This is a genomic window from Prevotella vespertina (assembly GCF_009728485.1).
Classification (GTDB): Bacteria; Bacteroidota; Bacteroidia; order Bacteroidales; family Bacteroidaceae; genus Prevotella; species Prevotella vespertina.
Window position 1 is genome coordinate 305,699 of sequence record NZ_VVIQ01000002.1, and the last position, 19,195, is coordinate 324,893.

Consider the following 19,195-nt stretch of genomic DNA (forward strand, 5'->3'; position numbering starts at 1 on the left):
CAACTCAACAATACTAAGTAATAATGAGGAACGTAACTTTAGTCCTGAGTGACGGAACAAAATTCCATGGCAAGTCGTTTGGATACGATGCACCAGTTGCTGGTGAGGTAGTATTCAACACGGCCATGATGGGTTATCCAGAGAGCCTTACAGACCCTTCCTATGCTGGTCAACTTCTGACCATGACCTTTCCTTTAGTAGGAAACTATGGTGTACCTCCATTCTCTATAGAGGCAAATGGCATCCCAACATTCATGGAGAGCGACAAGATTTATGCGTCTGCTATCATCGTATCAGACTACACAGAACAGTATTCCCATTGGAATGCTGTAGAGAGCCTAGGCGATTGGTTGAAGCGTGAACATGTACCTGGTATCACCAACATTGATACTCGTGAGTTAACCAAAGTACTGCGTGAACATGGCGTGATGATGGGTAAGATTCTCTTTGACGATGAGCCTGATAACATCCCAGAAGCTAATTATGAAGGTGTTAACTTCGTTGATCTCGTTTCCACAAAAGAGATTATTCGATACAATGAAGGCGCAGGCAAGAAGGTTATACTTGTAGACTGCGGTGTGAAAGCAAACATCATTCGTTCACTTATTAATAGAGGAGTAGAGGTTATCCGAGTACCTTGGAACTATGACTACACATCGATGGATTATGATGGACTCTTCCTAGCGAATGGACCTGGAGACCCCGATATGTGCGTCGATGCCGTTAATGTAATTCGCAAACAGATGAGCATGAGTAAGAAGCCTATCTGCGGTATTTGCATGGGTAACCAACTATTATCAAAGGCAGCGGGAGCAACTATCTATAAGTTGAAATATGGTCATCGTGGACACAATCAACCAGTACGCATGGTTGGTACTAATAAGTGTTATATCACTTCCCAGAACCATGGTTACGCCGTAGATGCGTCTACTCTTGGTAAAGACTGGAAAGAACTTTTCGTCAACATGAATGATGGTAGCAATGAAGGTATCTGTCATGTTGAGAATCCATGGTTTACTTCTCAGTTCCATCCAGAGGCTTGCTCTGGTCCTGTTGATACATACTTTATGTTTGACAAATTCGTAGAAACACTAAGATAATGAAAGACGATTCAATTAAAAAAGTACTGCTTCTCGGATCAGGAGCATTGAAGATAGGTGAGGCAGGAGAGTTCGATTACTCTGGTTCACAAGCATTAAAAGCATTACGAGAAGAAGGTGTTTCTACCGTTCTCATCAATCCGAATATCGCTACAGTGCAAACTTCTGAGGGTGTAGCAGACCAGATCTATTTCCTTCCAGTACAACCATATTTCGTAGAGAGAGTGATTGAGAAGGAGCGTCCTGATGGCATTCTCTTGTCGTTCGGTGGACAAACTGCATTGAACTGTGGTGTAGAATTAGAGCGAACAGGCGTACTAAAGAAATATAATGTACGAGTTCTTGGTACCCCCGTTGCGGCTATCATGAATACAGAAGATCGTGAACTCTTTGTTGAAAGACTTGATGAAATCGATGTAAAGACCATCAAGAGTGAGGCTTGTGAGGATATTGTTCAGGCACGTAAAGCGGCTAAGACGCTTGGTTATCCAGTCATTGTGCGTGCAGCCTATGCACTCGGCGGACTTGGCAGTGGCTTTGCTGACAATGAAGAAGAGCTAAACACTCTATGTGAGAAAGCCTTTTCTTTCTCTCCTCAAGTACTCGTTGAGAAGAGTCTCAAGGGCTGGAAAGAAATCGAATATGAGGTTGTTCGTGACCAATATGACAACTGTATCACAGTTTGTAACATGGAGAATTTCGACCCACTAGGTATCCACACGGGTGAATCTATCGTAATTGCTCCATCACAGACATTGACCAATAGCGAATATCACAAGCTCCGCGCATTATCAATAAAGATTGTTCGTCACATCGGTATCATCGGTGAGTGTAACGTACAATACGCCTTCGACCCACAGAGTGAGGATTATCGTGTGATTGAGGTAAATGCTCGTTTGTCTCGTTCGTCAGCTCTTGCAAGTAAGGCAACAGGCTATCCTTTGGCTTTCGTGGCGGCTAAATTAGGTATGGGCTATGGTCTCTTTGAATTGAAAAACTCTGTTACAAAGACAACATCAGCCTTCTTTGAGCCTGCACTCGACTATGTTGTCTGCAAGATACCACGCTGGGATTTGAGCAAATTCCGTGGTGTCGATAAGGAGTTAGGGTCAAGTATGAAGTCCGTAGGAGAGGTTATGGCGATTGGACGTAACTTCGAGGAAGCAATTCAGAAGGGCTTACGAATGATAGGACAAGGCATGCACGGCTTTGTTGAAAACAAGGAGTTGCAGATTGAAGACATAGATGCTGCATTGCGCGAACCAACAGACAAGCGTGTATTCATCATCTCAAAGGCTATGCACAAGGGCTATACTGTTGATCAAATACACGACTTGACAAAGATTGACAAGTGGTTCTTGAATAAGTTAAAGCATATCATTGACATTGACGAAGAGCTGAAACGCAAGAATATCAATACGCTTGATAAAGAGTTATTGCGTGAGGCTAAGGTCTACGGATTCACTGACTTCCAGATAGCACGTGCTGTCAATCTAGAGGAGGAATGCCCTAATATGCACAAAGCAATGATGCTTGTGAGAAGATTGCGTAAGGGTTTTGGCATCCTTCCTGTCGTCAAGCAGATAGACACACTAGCTGCCGAATATCCTGCACAAACCAATTACTTATATGTAACCTACGCTGGTGTTGGTTCTGACATCACGTTCTCCAACGATCGAAAGTCAGTAGTTGTACTAGGTTCCGGAGCCTATCGTATCGGTAGTTCTGTCGAGTTTGATTGGTGCGGTGTACAGGCATTGAACACCATTAGAAGACAAGGGTATCGATCTATCATGATCAATTATAACCCTGAGACAGTATCGACTGACTATGACATGTGTGACCGTCTTTACTTTGACGAATTGACCTTCGAACGTGTCATGGACATCATTGATGCCGAGACTCCTCATGGTGTAATCGTATCAACAGGAGGTCAGATTCCGAACAACTTAGCCATGTATCTCGATGAAGAGAACGTACCAATTCTAGGTACAGCAGCTAAGGACATCGATAACGCAGAAGACCGTGCTAAGTTCTCGTCTATGCTTACCGAGAACGGAATTAACCAACCAGAATGGAGCGCACTAACGAGTATGGAGGATATAGACAGGTTCGTTGACCGTGTCGGATTCCCTGTTCTTGTCCGCCCATCTTACGTTCTTTCGGGTGCAGCCATGAATGTTTGTTCTAATAAGGATGAGTTAACTCGATTCCTCCAGTTGGCTGCTAACGTTAGTGAAGACCACCCTGTAGTAGTTAGTAAGTTTATCGAGAACGCAAAGGAGATCGAGATGGACGCTGTTGCGAAGGATGGAGAAATCATGGCATATGCCATCTCTGAGCACATAGAGTTTGCTGGTGTACACTCTGGAGACGCAACTATTCAGTTCCCACCACAGAAGCTTTACGTCGAAACAGTGCGTCGAATCAAACGCATTAGCCGCCAGATTGCAAAGAAGCTACACATCAATGGACCATTCAACATTCAGTATATGGCACGCGACAATGACATCCTTGTCATCGAATGTAACCTTCGCGCGAGTCGCTCATTCCCATTTGTTAGTAAGGTTCTAAAGCTCAACTTCATCGATCTAGCTACTAAGATCATGCTCGGAGTACCTGTTGAAAAGCCTAACAAGAACCTCTTTGACCTTGATTATGTGGGCATTAAGGCTTCTCAATTCTCGTTCAATCGATTGCAGAAAGCTGACCCTGTACTTGGTGTAGACATGAGTTCAACAGGTGAAGTGGGCTGTCTCGGTGATGATTCTGCCACTGCTTTACTGAAGAGTATGCTATCTGTCGGACAGAGAATACCGAAGAAGACCATCCTTCTCTCTACTGGAGGTGCAAAGCAGAAAGCCGAGATGTTGGATGCAGCAAAGACCTTGAAGCAACACGGCTATGAGCTTTTTGCAACCGTAGGAACGTCTAAGTACCTTACAGAGAATGGTATTGAGAACACACTTGTGTATATGCCATCTGACAAGGAACATTCTCCTCAGGCCTTGGACTTGCTACATGAGAAGAAAATTGACATGGTTGTTAATATGCCAAAGGACTTGACTCCACGCGAGCTAACCAATGGGTATAAGATTAGACGTGCCGCCATCGATCTCAACATACCATTGATTACGAACAGCCGATTGGCAAGTGCGTTCATCAATGCCTTCTGTAATGTCTCGCTTGACGACATCGACATCAAGGCATGGGGTGAGTATTAGAATCAATCATAATGAGATTACAATCCATGATGCTGTTACCAGTCGCCTTTCTGACGCTGGTAATAGCTACAACTCTTACGTCCTGCACCTCGTGCTCATCGCGTGGTGTGGGACATTATGATACTACACTCGTTGATACCATGGTAGCTGTTAACCTCGACAGCACCAAGGGTGACAATGGTTCTTATGTATCAGCATGGGTCTACTTAAACGATTCTTCGCTAGCAACAATACAAAGTGCTCCGAACAAAAAATCGCAGATTACAAGCTCTAACCACATGTTTATCCGTGTGAGAAAGGTTGGACGTCTAGGGTTGGAAGCCTGTATGATTCTTGGAGATGGCGAACAGTTCGCTGGGAATAGTTTTGATAGTTCTAATTATGTAAGGGTCTATGCGCAGGGAGATGAGGTCGGACGATTCACTTACAAACCAGGTGTTAGTAAGCAAACAGACTCTGCTTTCGTTCAAAATCCCGTCGCTTTCGTTGATTGTTTACGCAAGTATCGCTCATTAAAGATTGAGGCAAGCACCTTTACCAGTGGTTCTTTGGTTTATTCCTTCGATGCTATTGAGGCTTTAAAGGGCAAGAAGTAGTTAATAAAAGAGGACAGGATGCAAGATTAGAACTCCACCTCTTAGTTTAGAAAAATATCTAACACTATTCAAGAAGGGAGTTTCTTCACATCGAAGAGACGCCCTTCTCATAATGAAGGAACGCCCTCTTCAAATGAAGGAGGGCGTTCCTTTCGTTTCACAAATTATATTGTTAGCTTAGAAACAAATTGTTCGTTGATTGTCTTTAAGTATTCTTTTGAGATTTAAATCATTGAGTTTGATTTAAAAGGAAGCCCCTTTACACCCCTTCCTCTTCGGACAGCTCTTCTTCAGTCTTTGGTTTCTCTGCTTTCTCCTGATCGCTACCTGTATCTAACTCAGTGGCATTTGTGATACGAATATGGCACGACTTATCAATAGAAAAGTTCATTGGTACATATTCATCACTATTAGGATCAGGAGAACCAACGCTCACACCAAAGCGTAAAACATCGCCTTCTACATGGTCAAACATAAATCCGACAAGCGAACCATGCTCTCCGTAATCATTGTTTGTGAACTCTTTAAAGTCGTTCTTTGTGAATGTTCTATCATAGAAAGTGGTACCATCAGGACGCTTGATAGTCAGTTGCACCTTATTGTCATAATACTTCCTTCCATCTTCATCCTCCGACAACTCAAGGTCTTTATCAGCATATCGACGGATTGTAATGGTATATATTCCCCCTACCCACTCGACCTTCTTTTCATATTTAAAGTCGGACAAGCTCTTTGGACCAGTTGGTACTTTCGGACGCGGAGCAATCTTAGTTATGATGTTATTCGACTTTTTTTCCTTCTTACATGCAGCCACACTACAGAGGGCGAGGGCTACAATCAGAATGGTAATTAGGTTCTTTGCCATAATAAATGTGTAATTAGATAGTACAAAAGTACACAATTTCTTTGAATGTAGCAAGTGTTCCCTTTCAAAGTTCATACAATGAGGGAAAGCCCTCCTAAGGACTTCCTAAAGGAAAGCTTATACCTAATTATTTATTATTGAGGTACAAAAAGGCGGACAGATGAGGATATCCGTCCGCCTTGACAATATATATTTTCCCCTCATATAAACCAGCTTTTAGTAAGAACTTCTTCCCTCTTAGAAAGACTGGAAAGAGTCTGCTGTTAGGGTAAAGAGGGTTTTTACAACTTCTTCAACACAACTTGAAGACTATTGAAATCGTATGCCTTATCGAGAGCAGATAACACATCCGACCACTGAGAAGCAGGAACTCGATATTGCTTATATACCTTTTCGAAAGTAATTAATAGTTTACCATCCTCGACAGAAGCCTTAGAAGTAAAGGAAATAGCACTATTATCTACATTAGAATTGAGTTTCTGCAAGCTTTCCGGAGATACTTCATAGCCGCTAGGAATGGCTAGGCGCACCGTAACAGAGTAAGTTCTAGGATAAGGATAGATGATATCTACATTGCGCTGACGCTCTGCTCCCTCTATATGAGCTTGTTGTCCGACTAGCTGACCGACGGAGATTACAAGGTTGCGACCAGCTTTCTTGACCAAACCATCCATCTGGTAATCCACAAGATAAGTAAAGGGTTTATTCTTCTCACCGCATGAGAGCACCTTAGTGTCATTCACTTTCACTGCTGCATGGTCGTGATATGCCTTTATCTCATCGCTGAAGTTATCTGCAATAGACTTCTTGTCTTGCTCTGCGCGTTCTGCTGCTCGCTGGTCAGCAACGCTTGCTCCCTTGTCATAAAGCTGTGCAAACTTTGTCACACCATAGTCAGCTCCCCATGCTTGAGCCATCTGCTCGGCTGAAGTATAGTCCATGATGTTACCTTCCTTATCGCATCCTGTGGTGGCATCTTGGCGTTTGATGTTGAGTAAGATACCATCCACAGTAGCATCAACATCTACCTTCTCTGTGTTATCCTTCGCCTGGCTGCCAGGGATAGTCACGTTTCTAAAAGGTCCATTTTGGAACTTCTTCTTCGCATCAGTAGCCACAGCTTCTCGGTTCTGATAGATAGATGGAATGGTGTTAGCCGTTGTGCCATATCGAGTACTTACTGGGAAGTAACACTGACCATTACTCAACATGAAGCCATAGGTTACGTTCCAGATGTTCGCCAACTGCCCAATAGGTTCGGTCATACAATCAGTTACCAACACACGTGAGTATGGTACTTTGAGCTTATCAAGTAGGAATGAGAATACAGAACCAAAGTTCCTATATGAGAAGTAAGGATTATTATGCACCAAGGTATTCAACATGGCGAAGTTGTAGACATAGTTTGCTCTCTCTGTTGGATCGCTGATTTTCTTCGCTTCATCAATCACTTTGTTGAACATCTTATAGAATGACCACTTGCTAGTAGTCACATCCCAAAGTGTCCAAGCGTCCTCTTGAATGACCTTCGCATCGGGGTTTGCCTGCAAACCTTTGACCTTCATACTCTTTGGAATATACTCCAATGCTACCTTCGCATTGATGAATAACATTGTATAAGGGGTCTGCGCCAATGGATTATAAGCATAGTCAGGCATGGTCTTATCGATGTTTTTCTCACGAACATCTAGAACAATATCATCTTTATCAGCACCTTGCTTGAAGTCTGGAGCACCATTCATTGTGCGGTACTGAGTGCATAAGTCCTTATCAATAGAGCAATGAATTTGATAGTCAAGGATGGGATATTGACTACCAAAGAAGAATGTTATTGGATCAATATTCTCCTCTCTTAACTTGTCATAGTTATAGTAGAAGTAGTCAATCATATCGCCTACTTGCAGATTAGGAACAGCAAGTTTTGCATATTTCTCTTCTCCTTTCTTACCTTCGTTATTGTCTTGATAATCCTTTTCTTCCACTTCCTTAATGGTACCATTGGGCTTAATAACACGCACACCGAGCACTGTTCGGCGGTCATTACGCCATAGTCCATTATTGAGAGAATAGTCGTATGTGCGGAACTCAAACGTGGAGAACTTATCCAAAGCAGCCTTATCATTAATCTTAACAAGGTTTCGGATGAGGTGAGTACCCGTACATTGCTTCACATTACCAAGGCTAAGAGCACTGAAGCGGTTGCTATAGTCGACTCCAACCTCTTCATATCTCGCCAAGACAACAGCCGACTCTTTATTATACTTTGTCGGTACTGTGCGGTTGTTGAATTGTGGTAAATCCTTCTTCCAGACCTCCGCTTTCACTTCACGTGCAAACTTTTGATAGTCCTCATCATTGAATGCCATCATAGGAAGAGTTATGATGGTGAGGAGGAGCAATGTGATTAGCTTTTTCATAACTATATGTATTGAAAATAATTAATAGCAATTAGGATGAACAGAGAAAGGGCTATTTCCGTTTCAAGACAACTTGCTCGTTACAAGCATCCGTCCACTTCCTTAGCGCATCATTCCATTGTGGTATGTTCTTTAAAGGGATTCGTCTGTGGTTAATTTGCATCTTCTGATGGAAAGTAATGACGTTTCCGTTTTGTACAAATCGGCATGTGAGCGTACCCTCTGGAGTATTGAAAGTAGCTGAAGAAGGTAAGTAATCAACACGATAACCAGCTGGAATGGTTAGCACAGCCTGCCTAACAACGTTGCAGCGAACAGGCAAATAATAGTCGTGTGTGCGCTGAACAGTATCAATGCGGGCATCGAAAAGATTGTTGTGAGGGTTCATCTCGATATATAACTCGCCATCAGCCTGTTGCACCGCAGGCTTATTAACCACCTTACCAGTAAACTTTCCCCATTCGTGGCGAGGGTCGTCATCCACCCACTTCACGTCAGATACCATCATATTATGCGCATCTGAGTTAAGGTTGTTAGCAAGTAAATCATCGTTATGTTTGCTCCCGACATTGTCAGAAACCGACATAAACCATTCCTTCATATCGCCTCGTGTCATATAGGTAGCCGTTCCCACAAGAGCATCTCCTTGTAGTTGATAATTGTAAGAGAGGCTATCAATCGATTCATCAGGCTTCCTGACGGGTACAATCTCAAGTCTTGGGCGGTCGCCATTGGCTATCATTGCCTGTGAACCTTGTATTCCTTGCGGTGTATAAGTGTATGGGATGTGCTTGCAAGTAGCATCAACAAAGTAAGTCTTACCTTTATATAAGAGCGTACAAATCACGTGGTCAGCCCCAGCGAGAGTAGGAACATCACTCATCTTAAAGGGTATCTCCTCCGTTCCTATATCTGTCCAACGAGCATCGAAACCCTGTGCTTTAAGTAAGGTAGTGAGCAGTAACGCCATACCCTTACAATCACCATAACGCTTACGGAGCACCTCGGCAGGTGTATCTGGGCGATGCCCGGCTATTCCGGCTTCGTAGGCTATGTATCTAATGTTGTCCTGCACCCATCGATAAGTGTTGCTTATGCGGTCTTCGGGAGTCTTACTTGTCTTGTTAATCTCGGCTAAGAGTGACTGAAGATTAGGTATATTACAATCCACGTCAGCCATTTTCATTGACCAGCTGTACAATGCGTTGACATCAGCAAAGGGACCGATGATCAAAAGATAAGGATAGACACTTGAAGAAGGAGGCATTTGCGCATCCTCTTTCATGCGATTGCAGTTGGTCATAGTATAGCGGTAAACCTCATCCGTAGGCGTTGACTCATGTGCAACCTGTATGTTATAGCCCTCAAAGTTCATTTCTTTAAGCCGATAGCCAGCCAACTTCTTAGGAATAGTGATGGTCAGTGTCTTGTGCTGAATGAAGTATTCTTCGAGCAAATAAACACGTGTGAAATACTTAATATCCTTAAAGGTACGCTCGAAGGAAGCACTGCATGTTTTGCCTTTCTTACTTATCTCACCTTGCACGGTGCATGCCTTCGTATCGTCATAGAACACATTTTCAGGAGTGACATTCGTATATTGCTTCTGACCATGCCCCGAGATATTATCCAAAGAGATAAATTCTCCATAGAAGACCGTGGTTTGCGGCATTACTTTCGTCACTGAATTAGACAGATAAGTGACTTTCTCTGTGTTCTTTACAATAGGTTTATCACCATCAAAAGTCAATGTGTATTGTTCGTCACATTGCGAGATAAGAATCTTATCGTCCCATTGTTGTGCCTGAGCATAAGCCGTACAGCACGTGAAAAGAAGTACTGTAACCAGCGAACGGATTGTTTTTAAATAGCTTACCATCTGAAGTTTAAATAGATAGAAATCGTTATATTGCCTGTCGGTAATGACTTGAAAATGTGGAATAAAGCCCACATGCAAAGATAGACAATTATTCTGAATGAGGCATAAAAGTCTTATGTTTTTTTAATAACATCGATGAATTATATGGTTGTTACCTACTTTCTTTTTAACTTTGTAGCATGACTAAGAACCCAAGCAATAATTATCAACAATGAAGAATACCTATCTCTTCCATTTCACGAGACGCCCTTCTCCCCTGTACGTAACGGCTTCGTTGATGTCAATAGGGGCTCTCCTTCCAGCTAATGCACAACAAGTAAAGTCGCAGCCCAATATTATCTTCTTTATGGTTGACGATATGGGATGGCAGGATACGTCCCTTCCTTTTGCCGATTCGATTACTGCTAATAATCGAAAGTACGACACCCCGAACATGGAAAGACTTGCTGCAGAGGGGATGATGTTCACAGATGCGTACGCAACACCTATCAGTTCGCCCTCAAGATGTAGCTTGATGACTGGTATGAATATGGCACGGCATCGGGTAACGAATTGGACTTTGCATCGCGACCAGATGACAGATGGGAAGCGAGAGGGGGTCACACTACCTGATTGGAATTACAATGGTATTGCACAGAGTGGTAATGTGGGGCATACAGCAAAGGCGATTTCCTTTGTACAACTACTAAAGAATGCAGGCTATCACACCATACACTGTGGGAAAGCACACTGGGGTGCGATTGATACTCCAGGTGAGAATCCCTGCCACTTTGGCTTCAATACAAACATAACTGGTACTGCTGCTGGAGGCTTAGCAACCTATCTAAGTGAGCGTAACTATGGCTTTACTAAGGATGGAAAGCCCACATCTCCCTTCGCAATACCTGGCTTGGAACGTTATTGGGGGACTGGCATCTTTGCGACTGAAGCCCTTACACGGGAGGCGATAGTGGCTTTGGAGAAGGCGAAAAAGTATGACCAGCCGTTCTATCTATATATGTCTCATTATGCCGTACACGTTCCCATCGACCGAGATATGCGTTTCTATCCCACCTATCGTGCACGTGGACTATCAGAGAAGGAGGCTGCCTACGCCTCGTTGATTGCTGGAATGGATAAAAGTTTGGGCGACCTCATGGACTGGGTGGCGCAGGCTGGACTCAAGCGAGAGACGATTATCATCTTTATGAGTGATAACGGGGGACTCGCCTCATCGTCCTATTGGAGAGACGGGGAGCTTTACACACAGAATGCACCACTCAAGAGCGGTAAAGGGTCACTATATGAAGGAGGGATAAGAGTGCCTTTCATTGTGAAATGGAACCACGTTGTAAAGCCCAACTCACGTTCGCATACGCCGATAATCATCGAGGACCTTTACCCTACCCTGCTCTCTATGGCGGGAATCAAGCACTATCGTGTGCCACAGACTATTGATGGGAAAGATATTACACCGATACTTCGTGGTAGGCAACAGGGCTTTGAGAAACGTCAACTGGTGTGGAACTACCCTAATATATGGGATGGTGAAGGACTGGGCATCAGCCTCAACTGCGCTATTCGTGAGGGAAAGTGGAAACTAATCTATTCGTATCTTACAGGGAATAAAGAGCTTTATGACCTCTCAACCGACCTCTCCGAAAAGCATGACTTAGCCCTTTCACATCCTCAACTCGTTGCTCGTCTCTACCGCCATCTCACCTCCCGTTTGCGTAAGATGAAGGCACAGCAACCGATTGTTAAGTTATAAATCAAGTGTATGCAATTAGGAGTTACGCCAATGCGAGCAATGAGCTTTCACGAGAACTATCATTCCGTCGCACTTTGACTAGCACCGATGAAGGCTATTGGTGTAACGCTTTATCGTAATCAATACTATTCAGTACGAGGCGAGGACGCCTATTGTTGAAACGTGGAGAGAGGACATTCCGTTCTGCCTTGTACTCTTTAGTACTTATTCCAGCCAAATACAACAATAGATGTGGTAGGTCGTCAGTCATGAACTTATTATGCCTTGCCTTCATAATCTCTATGAATATCTTGTGATGCCTCTGCCTATATGCAGGCGAGCACCATATCCAGAAGGGTATTTCAAACTCCTCATGATACTTCTTAACATCAATGTTCTCTACCTCAGTGAGCCTACCAGCCATATCCACATCCTTGCCATAACAATCCTCTCCATGGTCGGATAGATAGACAACAACAGCCTCCTTATTGCGGAATCGTTCGACTATCTTACTCAAAACAAAGTCGTTATAAAGCGTCGCATTATCATAGTCTGCAATCGTCTGTTTCGCATGATCTGACAGGTCCGAACGTGTGTAATCCTTTATACTAAACCTCTTCATACCGCTTTTACAACGTGCTGAGTACTGGAAGTGCTGTCCTAGTAGATGAAAGATGATTAATTGTGGCTTCCCTTTATTGATACGCTCATCGTAATCGTTTAATAGCTCATCGTCATAGTCGTGGATACTAGTATTCCTGTAATCAAACATCTGCTTGTTGAGTTGTGGATGATTTAAGAAGAAGCCACCGACGAGGTTATTCGTCCAATCAGGCGTATAGTTGATTCCATAAGGGAATTGGTTGGACAGGAAGCTAACATGATAGCCTGCTTTCTTGAAGGCTACAGGAAAGAGAGGACAGTTACTCCAATCCTCTTTCTCACCCACTGATTGCAATGAGAAGATCTGCTTGAATACCCTACTGGTTAGATTCCATGGCGAAACGACATCGGTGAATACTGCCAAAGAGTCATTACCTTCCATGAGAGCAAGCTGACGGGGCGTTGTGGGCAAACGATAACCATATAACTGCGAATGGTGTCGGTTCGCACTTTCGCCTATAATGAGAACAATAGTAGGAGACGTAAAGTTACATGAATCAACCGCCAGTCTTTCATTAGCCACGATGACGCCTTCCACTTGATTCGCTATCAAGTGATTGAAATAAAGTCCGTAAATAACACGTTCAACAGGATGATAAAGATGGGCAAAACCATTATTTACAGCTATTTCAAGCCCCGACAGATTCCTAACAGTGTATAGTTGTACCTTATCATAGACGCTTAAACAAGTCCCGACAACAAGTGTGAGCAATAAAGCAGAGGCGATAAGGGGTTGCTTAAGATAAGCAGTTGGGAAGCTCATCCTCCTTATCGCCATAACAGCATGGCTAAGGGCAAGAAGGAAGATGACTGTCGCCAGCGAAAACAGAAGTTCTGGTTGAAGATATTGAGAGAAGAACTCGGAGGCTTCCCTACCAGTTGTCTCCTGCGCTAAAAGGAGCATCGTCGGTGTAAGCGGCGTATTGAAAAGGCTTTTACAACAGGCATCTATTATCGCAATCACATAAATGAGACTACTCAATATAACCTCCAACCCTTGGCGTAATATACGTGGACAAAGGCTCAATAAAAGGCAAACAAAATACACATCAGCTATCAACTCTATGTAACCAAAGATGTTCCGATGGCTCACATTCATAATAGCACCCACCAACAGCATAAACACAAAGAAAAGGGAACACGCTTCTATTGGCTTAACCAGATGGGCTATAAAGGTACGCTTCATATTAATTCTAACGATTAGCAACACATATTCCTTATCATCAGTCCCACACAATAGGGACTTAAACAAGATTCGCAACAAAGGTACAAAATAGCATCCGTATTCTCAAATAATCTCATGGTCGCACCATGAAACTTATTATATGTCATCCAATCACGACAACATACACAGCTTACAGCGTGCAACGTCTTATCAATGGCACGCTAACACCCGTTCCATCTCATGCCTGCATATAGCATAAACAACGTTCCCTCCTATGGAACATGAATGTTCCGCCTGTGGAATGTTAATGTTCCGGCTTTGGAACATGAATGTTCCCGTGCTGGAACGTTGATGTTCCCATACGGGTACGTTGACGCTCCCGCACGGGAATGAACTATCACATATATACCTAAGTGGATTTCCCTAATATGCCTAGACTCTTATTTGTTATATTAACTGAAGGGATAGATGCACTTTGGGGAGTCTAACGGTATCTCTTCTTTACTTCTTGAAAGGCGGGTTATTCACCAACGTGACCAGTGCGTTTGAGGACACCCCATGTCTGCAACTCGCCCTTGATTGCTTTAAGATAACTCTTGAAGAGGACGTAATACATAATCCAACGATAGAAGAAACGTTGCGGGATAACCCATAGGAGTACCCATAACCGCTCGCCTTCAAAGATGTAAGCCATGATAGACACACTTGCATCAATGACAAGGAAGATGAGATAATAGAAGAATATCTGCAAGGCATTGCCAGTGAAGAGACCAATGAGCATCAGTACATCTGCCAATGGTGAGAAGGTTGGGATGATATACTGGAAGATAAGCATATTAGGCATAGCCCATAGTCCGAAGCCCTTCTTCGATGGAGAGAAGAGTGAGGAGCGATGTTTCCAAAAGGCTTGCATCACTCCAAAGCACCAACGGATACGTTGCTTCACAAACTGGCGGAGCGTCTCTGGGGCTTCTGTCATTGCCACAGCATAGTTCTCGTTCTCAATGATGTAACCATGTTCGTTGATACTCATCGTCAGGTCGCAGTCTTCTGCTAAGGTGTCAGTGGTAAATCCTCCCACCTCTTCAATCACCTCTTTACGGAATGCGCCGATAGCACCAGGCACAACGGTAATGGCATTGATGTTAGAGTAAGCCATGCGATCAAAGTTCTGACTGCTGGTGTATTCAATAGCTTGCCAGTAGGTGAGCATATTCCTTTGGTTACCCACCTTCACGTTTCCTGCCACTGCACCAATGCGTTTATCCTTGTCGGCAATGAAGTGCTTCATCAGTCTACTTACGGCATCCTGCTTCAGCTGAGTGTCGGCATCAATACAAACCACATACTCTGAGCGACAAGCAGCGATACCATAGTTCAGTGCCGAAGCCTTACCACCATTCTTCTTAGCAAGTACAGTAACCTTATCATCGGTATCGAAAGCCTCACGCACACGCTCGAGGGTATGGTCTTTACTACCATCATCGACGAAGTAGATATGTAGGTTAGGATAGTCTTGTTGCTTGAGTGTAGTGATGGTGCGCACGATATTCACCTCTTCATTATAACCCGGTACGATGATAGAAACAGCTGGTGCCGTAGCAGCATCAATCGGTGCATAGTTGCGTCGGTTCTCTGCTCGTTTCTCTCTGAACGTCAACACGTACATGAATACGAGGCGCATCATACCCAAGACAAGGAAGACAAGGAAGAGAGCCGTGAGGAAGTCGGATACATGATAAATCATCTCTGCCAGCCAAAGGTTGGTTTGCATGGCATAGTAAGCCTTTCCCTTATTGATAGCAGGCATCAGGGTTTGCTTATTCATCCCTAAGTATTGTTCAATAGAGATGAACTGATAACCTTCATGTTGTAGGGTCTCAATGATACGAGGGAGGGCTTCAATCGTAGGTTTACGTGTGTCACCACCCGCATCATGGAGCAAGATGATATGTCCGTCTTCATGGTGCACACCATCAATGACACGTTGGTAAATCTGGTCAGCCGTTACGTTCTGTTGCCAGTCATTAGGGTCGATAGACTCACCCACAAAGAGGTAGTTGCGTCGACTTGCCACTATCATTGGCCATATCTCCTCATGGTCTGTCGGGTCGGCATCGGCATTGTATGGAGCACGGAACAGGATTGTACTATGTCCTGTGACGCTCTCTATCAACATTCGTGTCAACTTCAACTCAGCATAAGAGCGGTTGTCGGAGTTCTCTATCATGTTATGGTGGGTGAAGGTATGGTTGCCGATAGTGTGCCCGGCGTCATATACTTGCTTCACCAAAGGCAGGTTCTTCTCCATCTGCAGTCCCACCATGAAGAACGCAGCAGGGACATTATATTTCTTCAGCGTACTCAACACGGTAGGTGTCCAGCGGCTGTCTGGTCCGTCATCGAAGGTGATAACGAGTTGTTTATCCTTACATTTACCAAGTCGTTGGATGGTATATGTTGACGGAAGGGCGTGATAATACTCCTCAGAGATAAGGCGGTTATCCTTATCTATTGTCACTGATATATTTCCAGGGTGCGGCTCCGTTGTTACTTCCAGCACTTCTCCAGATCCAACGAAATTAACATCATCGGTGCCGTTAAGCTGCATCAGCTTCTTAACAGACATCCTTGCCACATTCTCCCACGACATATCCTTACCATAGAAGCGCCATATACGTTTGTCTTCAGTGCCCAAACGCCACAGACCATAGCCTGCGAGATGATATTCTGCACCAAAGCGCATGATATTAAAGGTGGTCGCTGCATCAGTAAAGAACACCTGATGAATCTTTCCATCATCAGTGTTTTGATACGAGAAGTTAACGTTGTAGGTGTCATCATCGAACTTTACCTTTGCTCCTGCATCCAGTGCGGTAGCCATTGTCTGGTCGAATGACACCGTCGAAGCAGTCTCCCCATTAGGCCAGTCATATCCGTAAGTTGCCATACCGAGTACTATCTTGTCATTCGGGACGTTCTTTGCCGCCCAGTCGGTAGCTTTCTCCACCCAACGTTGCGAACTGACAGCTCCTGGCTGGCTCCCCATATTATGTTCATCGTACGCCATGAGGAAGAGATAGTCATTATACTTTGCCAGTTCCTGCATGTTATAATCCTCGTTGAAAGGTGCAACAGCCTGTGTTACATAGAGTCCATTTGCATGGAAAACACGTGCGAAGTCTTTGACTAACTCAACGAGGAGGTCGTTGTCTTGTATGTCGAGTTCCTCTAAGTCAAGGTTGATACCTGCGAAACCATAATGTTTACATTTCTTGACCATCTCATTGATGAGTGCTGTACGCTTCTTTCCATCACGCATGATACGTCCGATACCTTCTGGATGGAAGTTGGAGTTGTAGTTATTCGTGAGCATTGGAAGGATAGGGATACCAGCCTTACGCATCAAGCGTAGCGCCTGCTTGTCAAGCCTATATTCCACCTTGTCGGTCTTAGGATTGATAAAGAACCACTCAGGCAACACCATGTTCAGGTGTTGTATATTGTTCTTCAGAGAGATGTAAGCGTGCTTATCCCAGTTAACATACCATGCCGAGCGCACACCAATCCGTGGGTCGTCCCACTCCCGAAAGTATTTCTGCGTCAGACTGTCCGCCTTCCCCACAAAACGTTGCTTCTTGATGGTAGCTTTCGCATAGTTATTATGCATCTTCTTCTCCTTGAAGAAGTCACGAAACGACTTATAGAGTGTTGCCGTCTTGTTGTCCTTGGTATAAGGAGATGAGGCTGACACCGCATTTCGATAGTCGTGATGGAAAGGCATCTGCGGGCTACCCTCCAAGGCAAACATTGCTAAGAAAACGATTCCAAAGAGTGAGAGAATCGTAAGGACTACACGTAGGGTCCACTTAAAATAACTCCAACGCTGACGGGAGTCTGTCTGAAATACTTGCTTGCTCATTGTCTTGTCTGTTATCTAAAAGCAATAAAGGCATATTGGCTCTTATAATTTGCTGAACTTAGGGGGAGTCTCCTTATTTAGTCTTACTCCAATAAGCACTCAACTTCTCCAATGTCCTAAACACAAGACAAAGTTACAATAAAAATGAATTACCACATCAATTATCAGTTACAAAACGTGTATATATTCGTTAAAATAAGCAGAGAGGGTATAAATAAATCGGCAAAGAACTACGGAAACCATCTCATAGGTTGTGATTAGCTTTAAAATTAGTATCTTTGCATTATCAAATACAACCTATTCTCCGGACGGGATCAGTACGGAGAGGTTGTGATTAGCTTTAAAATTAGTATCTTTGCATTATCAAATACAACCGTTGGGGGTAATGATATCATGGTGAAGCTGTTGTGATTAGCTTTAAAATTAGTATCTTTGCATTATCAAATACAACATGAGAACAATTTTCTAATGCTTTTGTAGGTTGTGATTAGCTTTAAAATTAGTATCTTTGCATTATCAAATACAACCTACATCTACGAATACACCAAACAACTTTTGTTGTGATTAGCTTTAAAATTAGTATCTTTGCATTATCAAATACAACACCGGTTTGAAAAAGATTGCTAGCAGTTTGTTGTGATTAGCTTTAAAATTAGTATCTTTGCATTATCAAATACAACAATCAAAGTAACTTTGCAATGACTTATAGGTTGTGATTAGCTTTAAAATTAGTATCTTTGCATTATCAAATACAACTTACGATGATTTGCCTGCGCTTAAAGTTGAGTTGTGATTAGCTTTAAAATTAGTATCTTTGCATTATCAAATACAACAACAGCTTCGAAAAGCCTTCCAATAATAGGGTTGTGATTAGCTTTAAAATTAGTATCTTTGCATTATCAAATACAACCAGATGGGAGCAACCCCTTATACAGGTTTGGTTGTGATTAGCTTTAAAATTAGTATCTTTGCATTATCAAATACAACGATAATTAATGATGGTTTCCAAGCTGGTGGTTGTGATTAGCTTTAAAATTAGTATCTTTGCATTATCAAATACAACCTGCAATAGATTTAACCCACACTCTATCGTGTTGTGATTAGCTTTAAAATTAGTATCTTTGCATTATCAAATACAACAGAAGCCTTTTATGTAACACAAAGAGACCTGTTGTGATTAGCTTTAAAATTAGTATCTTTGCATTATCAAATACAACGTCTTTGCTCATCTTGTAGCCCTCGTCCCGTTGTGATTAGCTTTAAAATTAGTATCTTTGCATTATCAAATACAACGCGATGTCTGCAAGAAGTTTCTGAATATCTGTTGTGATTAGCTTTAAAATTAGTATCTTTGCATTATCAAATACAACCCAAGAGCGGTGTTGAAAGGGGCATAAATAGTTGTGATTAGCTTTAAAATTAGTATCTTTGCATTATCAAATACAACTGATTGTGCTTGCTCCTGTTGCTCCTTGTTGTTGTGATTAGCTTTAAAATTAGTATCTTTGCATTATCAAATACAACAGAACGCATTAAAAGACCGTCCAAGAGCAGTTGTGATTAGCTTTAAAATTAGTATCTTTGCATTATCAAATACAACACCATCGCTATAATGGGCAATCAGTGCCTCGTTGT

Annotated in this window: 9 protein-coding genes and 1 CRISPR repeat array (1 of these 10 only partly in view); of the genes, 4 read left to right on the forward strand and 5 right to left on the reverse strand. The window is 43.0% G+C overall.

Annotated elements, in window-relative coordinates:
* Positions 1–23 precede the first annotated feature (23 nt).
* From carA to F0475_RS02955, 3 genes are read left to right on the forward strand one after another with little or no spacing between them, the layout of a single operon-like run.
* Positions 24–1,100, forward strand: a complete 1,077-nt coding sequence (carA, locus tag F0475_RS02945) for a glutamine-hydrolyzing carbamoyl-phosphate synthase small subunit (RefSeq protein WP_155715295.1) — start codon at positions 24–26, stop codon at positions 1,098–1,100.
* The gene (gene carB / locus F0475_RS02950; RefSeq protein ID WP_155715296.1) at positions 1,100–4,324 is read left to right on the forward strand and encodes a carbamoyl-phosphate synthase (glutamine-hydrolyzing) large subunit; all 3,225 of its coding nucleotides are present in this window, start codon (positions 1,100–1,102) and stop codon (positions 4,322–4,324) included. The genes carA and carB overlap by 1 nt, the downstream gene beginning before the upstream one ends.
* 11 nt (positions 4,325–4,335) lie before the next feature.
* A complete protein-coding gene (locus tag F0475_RS02955; RefSeq protein ID WP_155715297.1) occupies positions 4,336–4,920 on the forward strand; it encodes a hypothetical protein in 585 nt (194 codons plus the stop codon).
* A 259-nt stretch (positions 4,921–5,179) separates the two neighbouring features.
* Here the strand turns inward: F0475_RS02955 and F0475_RS02960 are convergent, their stop codons facing one another.
* The 3 genes from F0475_RS02960 to F0475_RS02970 all read right to left on the reverse strand — a co-directional run bounded on the left by F0475_RS02960 (position 5,180) and on the right by F0475_RS02970 (position 10,081).
* A complete protein-coding gene (locus F0475_RS02960; protein ID WP_155715298.1) occupies positions 5,180–5,785 on the reverse strand; it encodes a DUF4738 domain-containing protein in 606 nt (201 codons plus the stop codon).
* 281 nt (positions 5,786–6,066) lie between these two features.
* Positions 6,067–8,202 carry a DUF3857 domain-containing protein gene (locus F0475_RS02965; protein ID WP_155715299.1) on the reverse strand — a complete coding sequence of 712 codons (2,136 nt, stop codon included), beginning with the start codon at positions 8,200–8,202 and terminating at the stop codon, positions 6,067–6,069.
* A 52-nt stretch (positions 8,203–8,254) separates the two neighbouring features.
* Positions 8,255–10,081, reverse strand: a complete 1,827-nt coding sequence (locus tag F0475_RS02970; protein ID WP_199879773.1) for a transglutaminase-like domain-containing protein — start codon at positions 10,079–10,081, stop codon at positions 8,255–8,257.
* A 211-nt stretch (positions 10,082–10,292) separates the two neighbouring features.
* Here F0475_RS02970 and F0475_RS02975 point away from each other — a divergent pair, with 211 nt between their 5' ends.
* Positions 10,293–11,831, forward strand: a complete 1,539-nt coding sequence (locus F0475_RS02975) for a sulfatase (protein ID WP_155715300.1) — start codon at positions 10,293–10,295, stop codon at positions 11,829–11,831.
* Positions 11,832–11,925: 94 nt separating this feature from the next.
* Here F0475_RS02975 and F0475_RS02980 read toward each other — a convergent pair whose 3' ends face one another.
* Together F0475_RS02980 and F0475_RS02985 are read right to left on the reverse strand one after the other, a co-directional pair.
* Positions 11,926–13,659 (reverse strand): phosphoethanolamine transferase, encoded by a 1,734-nt coding sequence (locus F0475_RS02980; protein WP_155715301.1) that lies wholly within the window; start codon positions 13,657–13,659, stop codon positions 11,926–11,928.
* 499 nt (positions 13,660–14,158) lie between these two features.
* Positions 14,159–17,560, reverse strand: coding sequence for a glycosyltransferase (locus F0475_RS02985; protein ID WP_155715302.1), 3,402 nt, complete (start codon positions 17,558–17,560; stop codon positions 14,159–14,161).
* Between the two features lie 250 nt (positions 17,561–17,810).
* Positions 17,811–19,195: direct repeats of the CRISPR family, unit length 47 nt; unit sequence GTTGTGATTAGCTTTAAAATTAGTATCTTTGCATTATCAAATACAAC (it continues 42 nt past the right edge of the window).

What these genes read in the sequence shown, in the direction of transcription:
- carB (WP_155715296.1), top strand. Translation starts at nt 1,100, where the DNA reads ATGAAAGACGATTCAATTAAAAAAGTACTGCTTCTCGGATCAGGAGCA.
- F0475_RS02985 (WP_155715302.1), bottom strand. Translation starts at nt 17,560, where the DNA reads ATGAGCAAGCAAGTATTTCAGACAGACTCCCGTCAGCGTTGGAGTTAT.
- F0475_RS02980 (WP_155715301.1), bottom strand. Translation starts at nt 13,659, where the DNA reads ATGAAGCGTACCTTTATAGCCCATCTGGTTAAGCCAATAGAAGCGTGT.
- F0475_RS02955 (WP_155715297.1), top strand. Translation starts at nt 4,336, where the DNA reads ATGAGATTACAATCCATGATGCTGTTACCAGTCGCCTTTCTGACGCTG.
- F0475_RS02965 (WP_155715299.1), bottom strand. Translation starts at nt 8,202, where the DNA reads ATGAAAAAGCTAATCACATTGCTCCTCCTCACCATCATAACTCTTCCT.
- carA (WP_155715295.1), top strand. Translation starts at nt 24, where the DNA reads ATGAGGAACGTAACTTTAGTCCTGAGTGACGGAACAAAATTCCATGGC.
- F0475_RS02960 (WP_155715298.1), bottom strand. Translation starts at nt 5,785, where the DNA reads ATGGCAAAGAACCTAATTACCATTCTGATTGTAGCCCTCGCCCTCTGT.
- F0475_RS02970 (WP_199879773.1), bottom strand. Translation starts at nt 10,081, where the DNA reads ATGGTAAGCTATTTAAAAACAATCCGTTCGCTGGTTACAGTACTTCTT.
- F0475_RS02975 (WP_155715300.1), top strand. Translation starts at nt 10,293, where the DNA reads ATGAAGAATACCTATCTCTTCCATTTCACGAGACGCCCTTCTCCCCTG.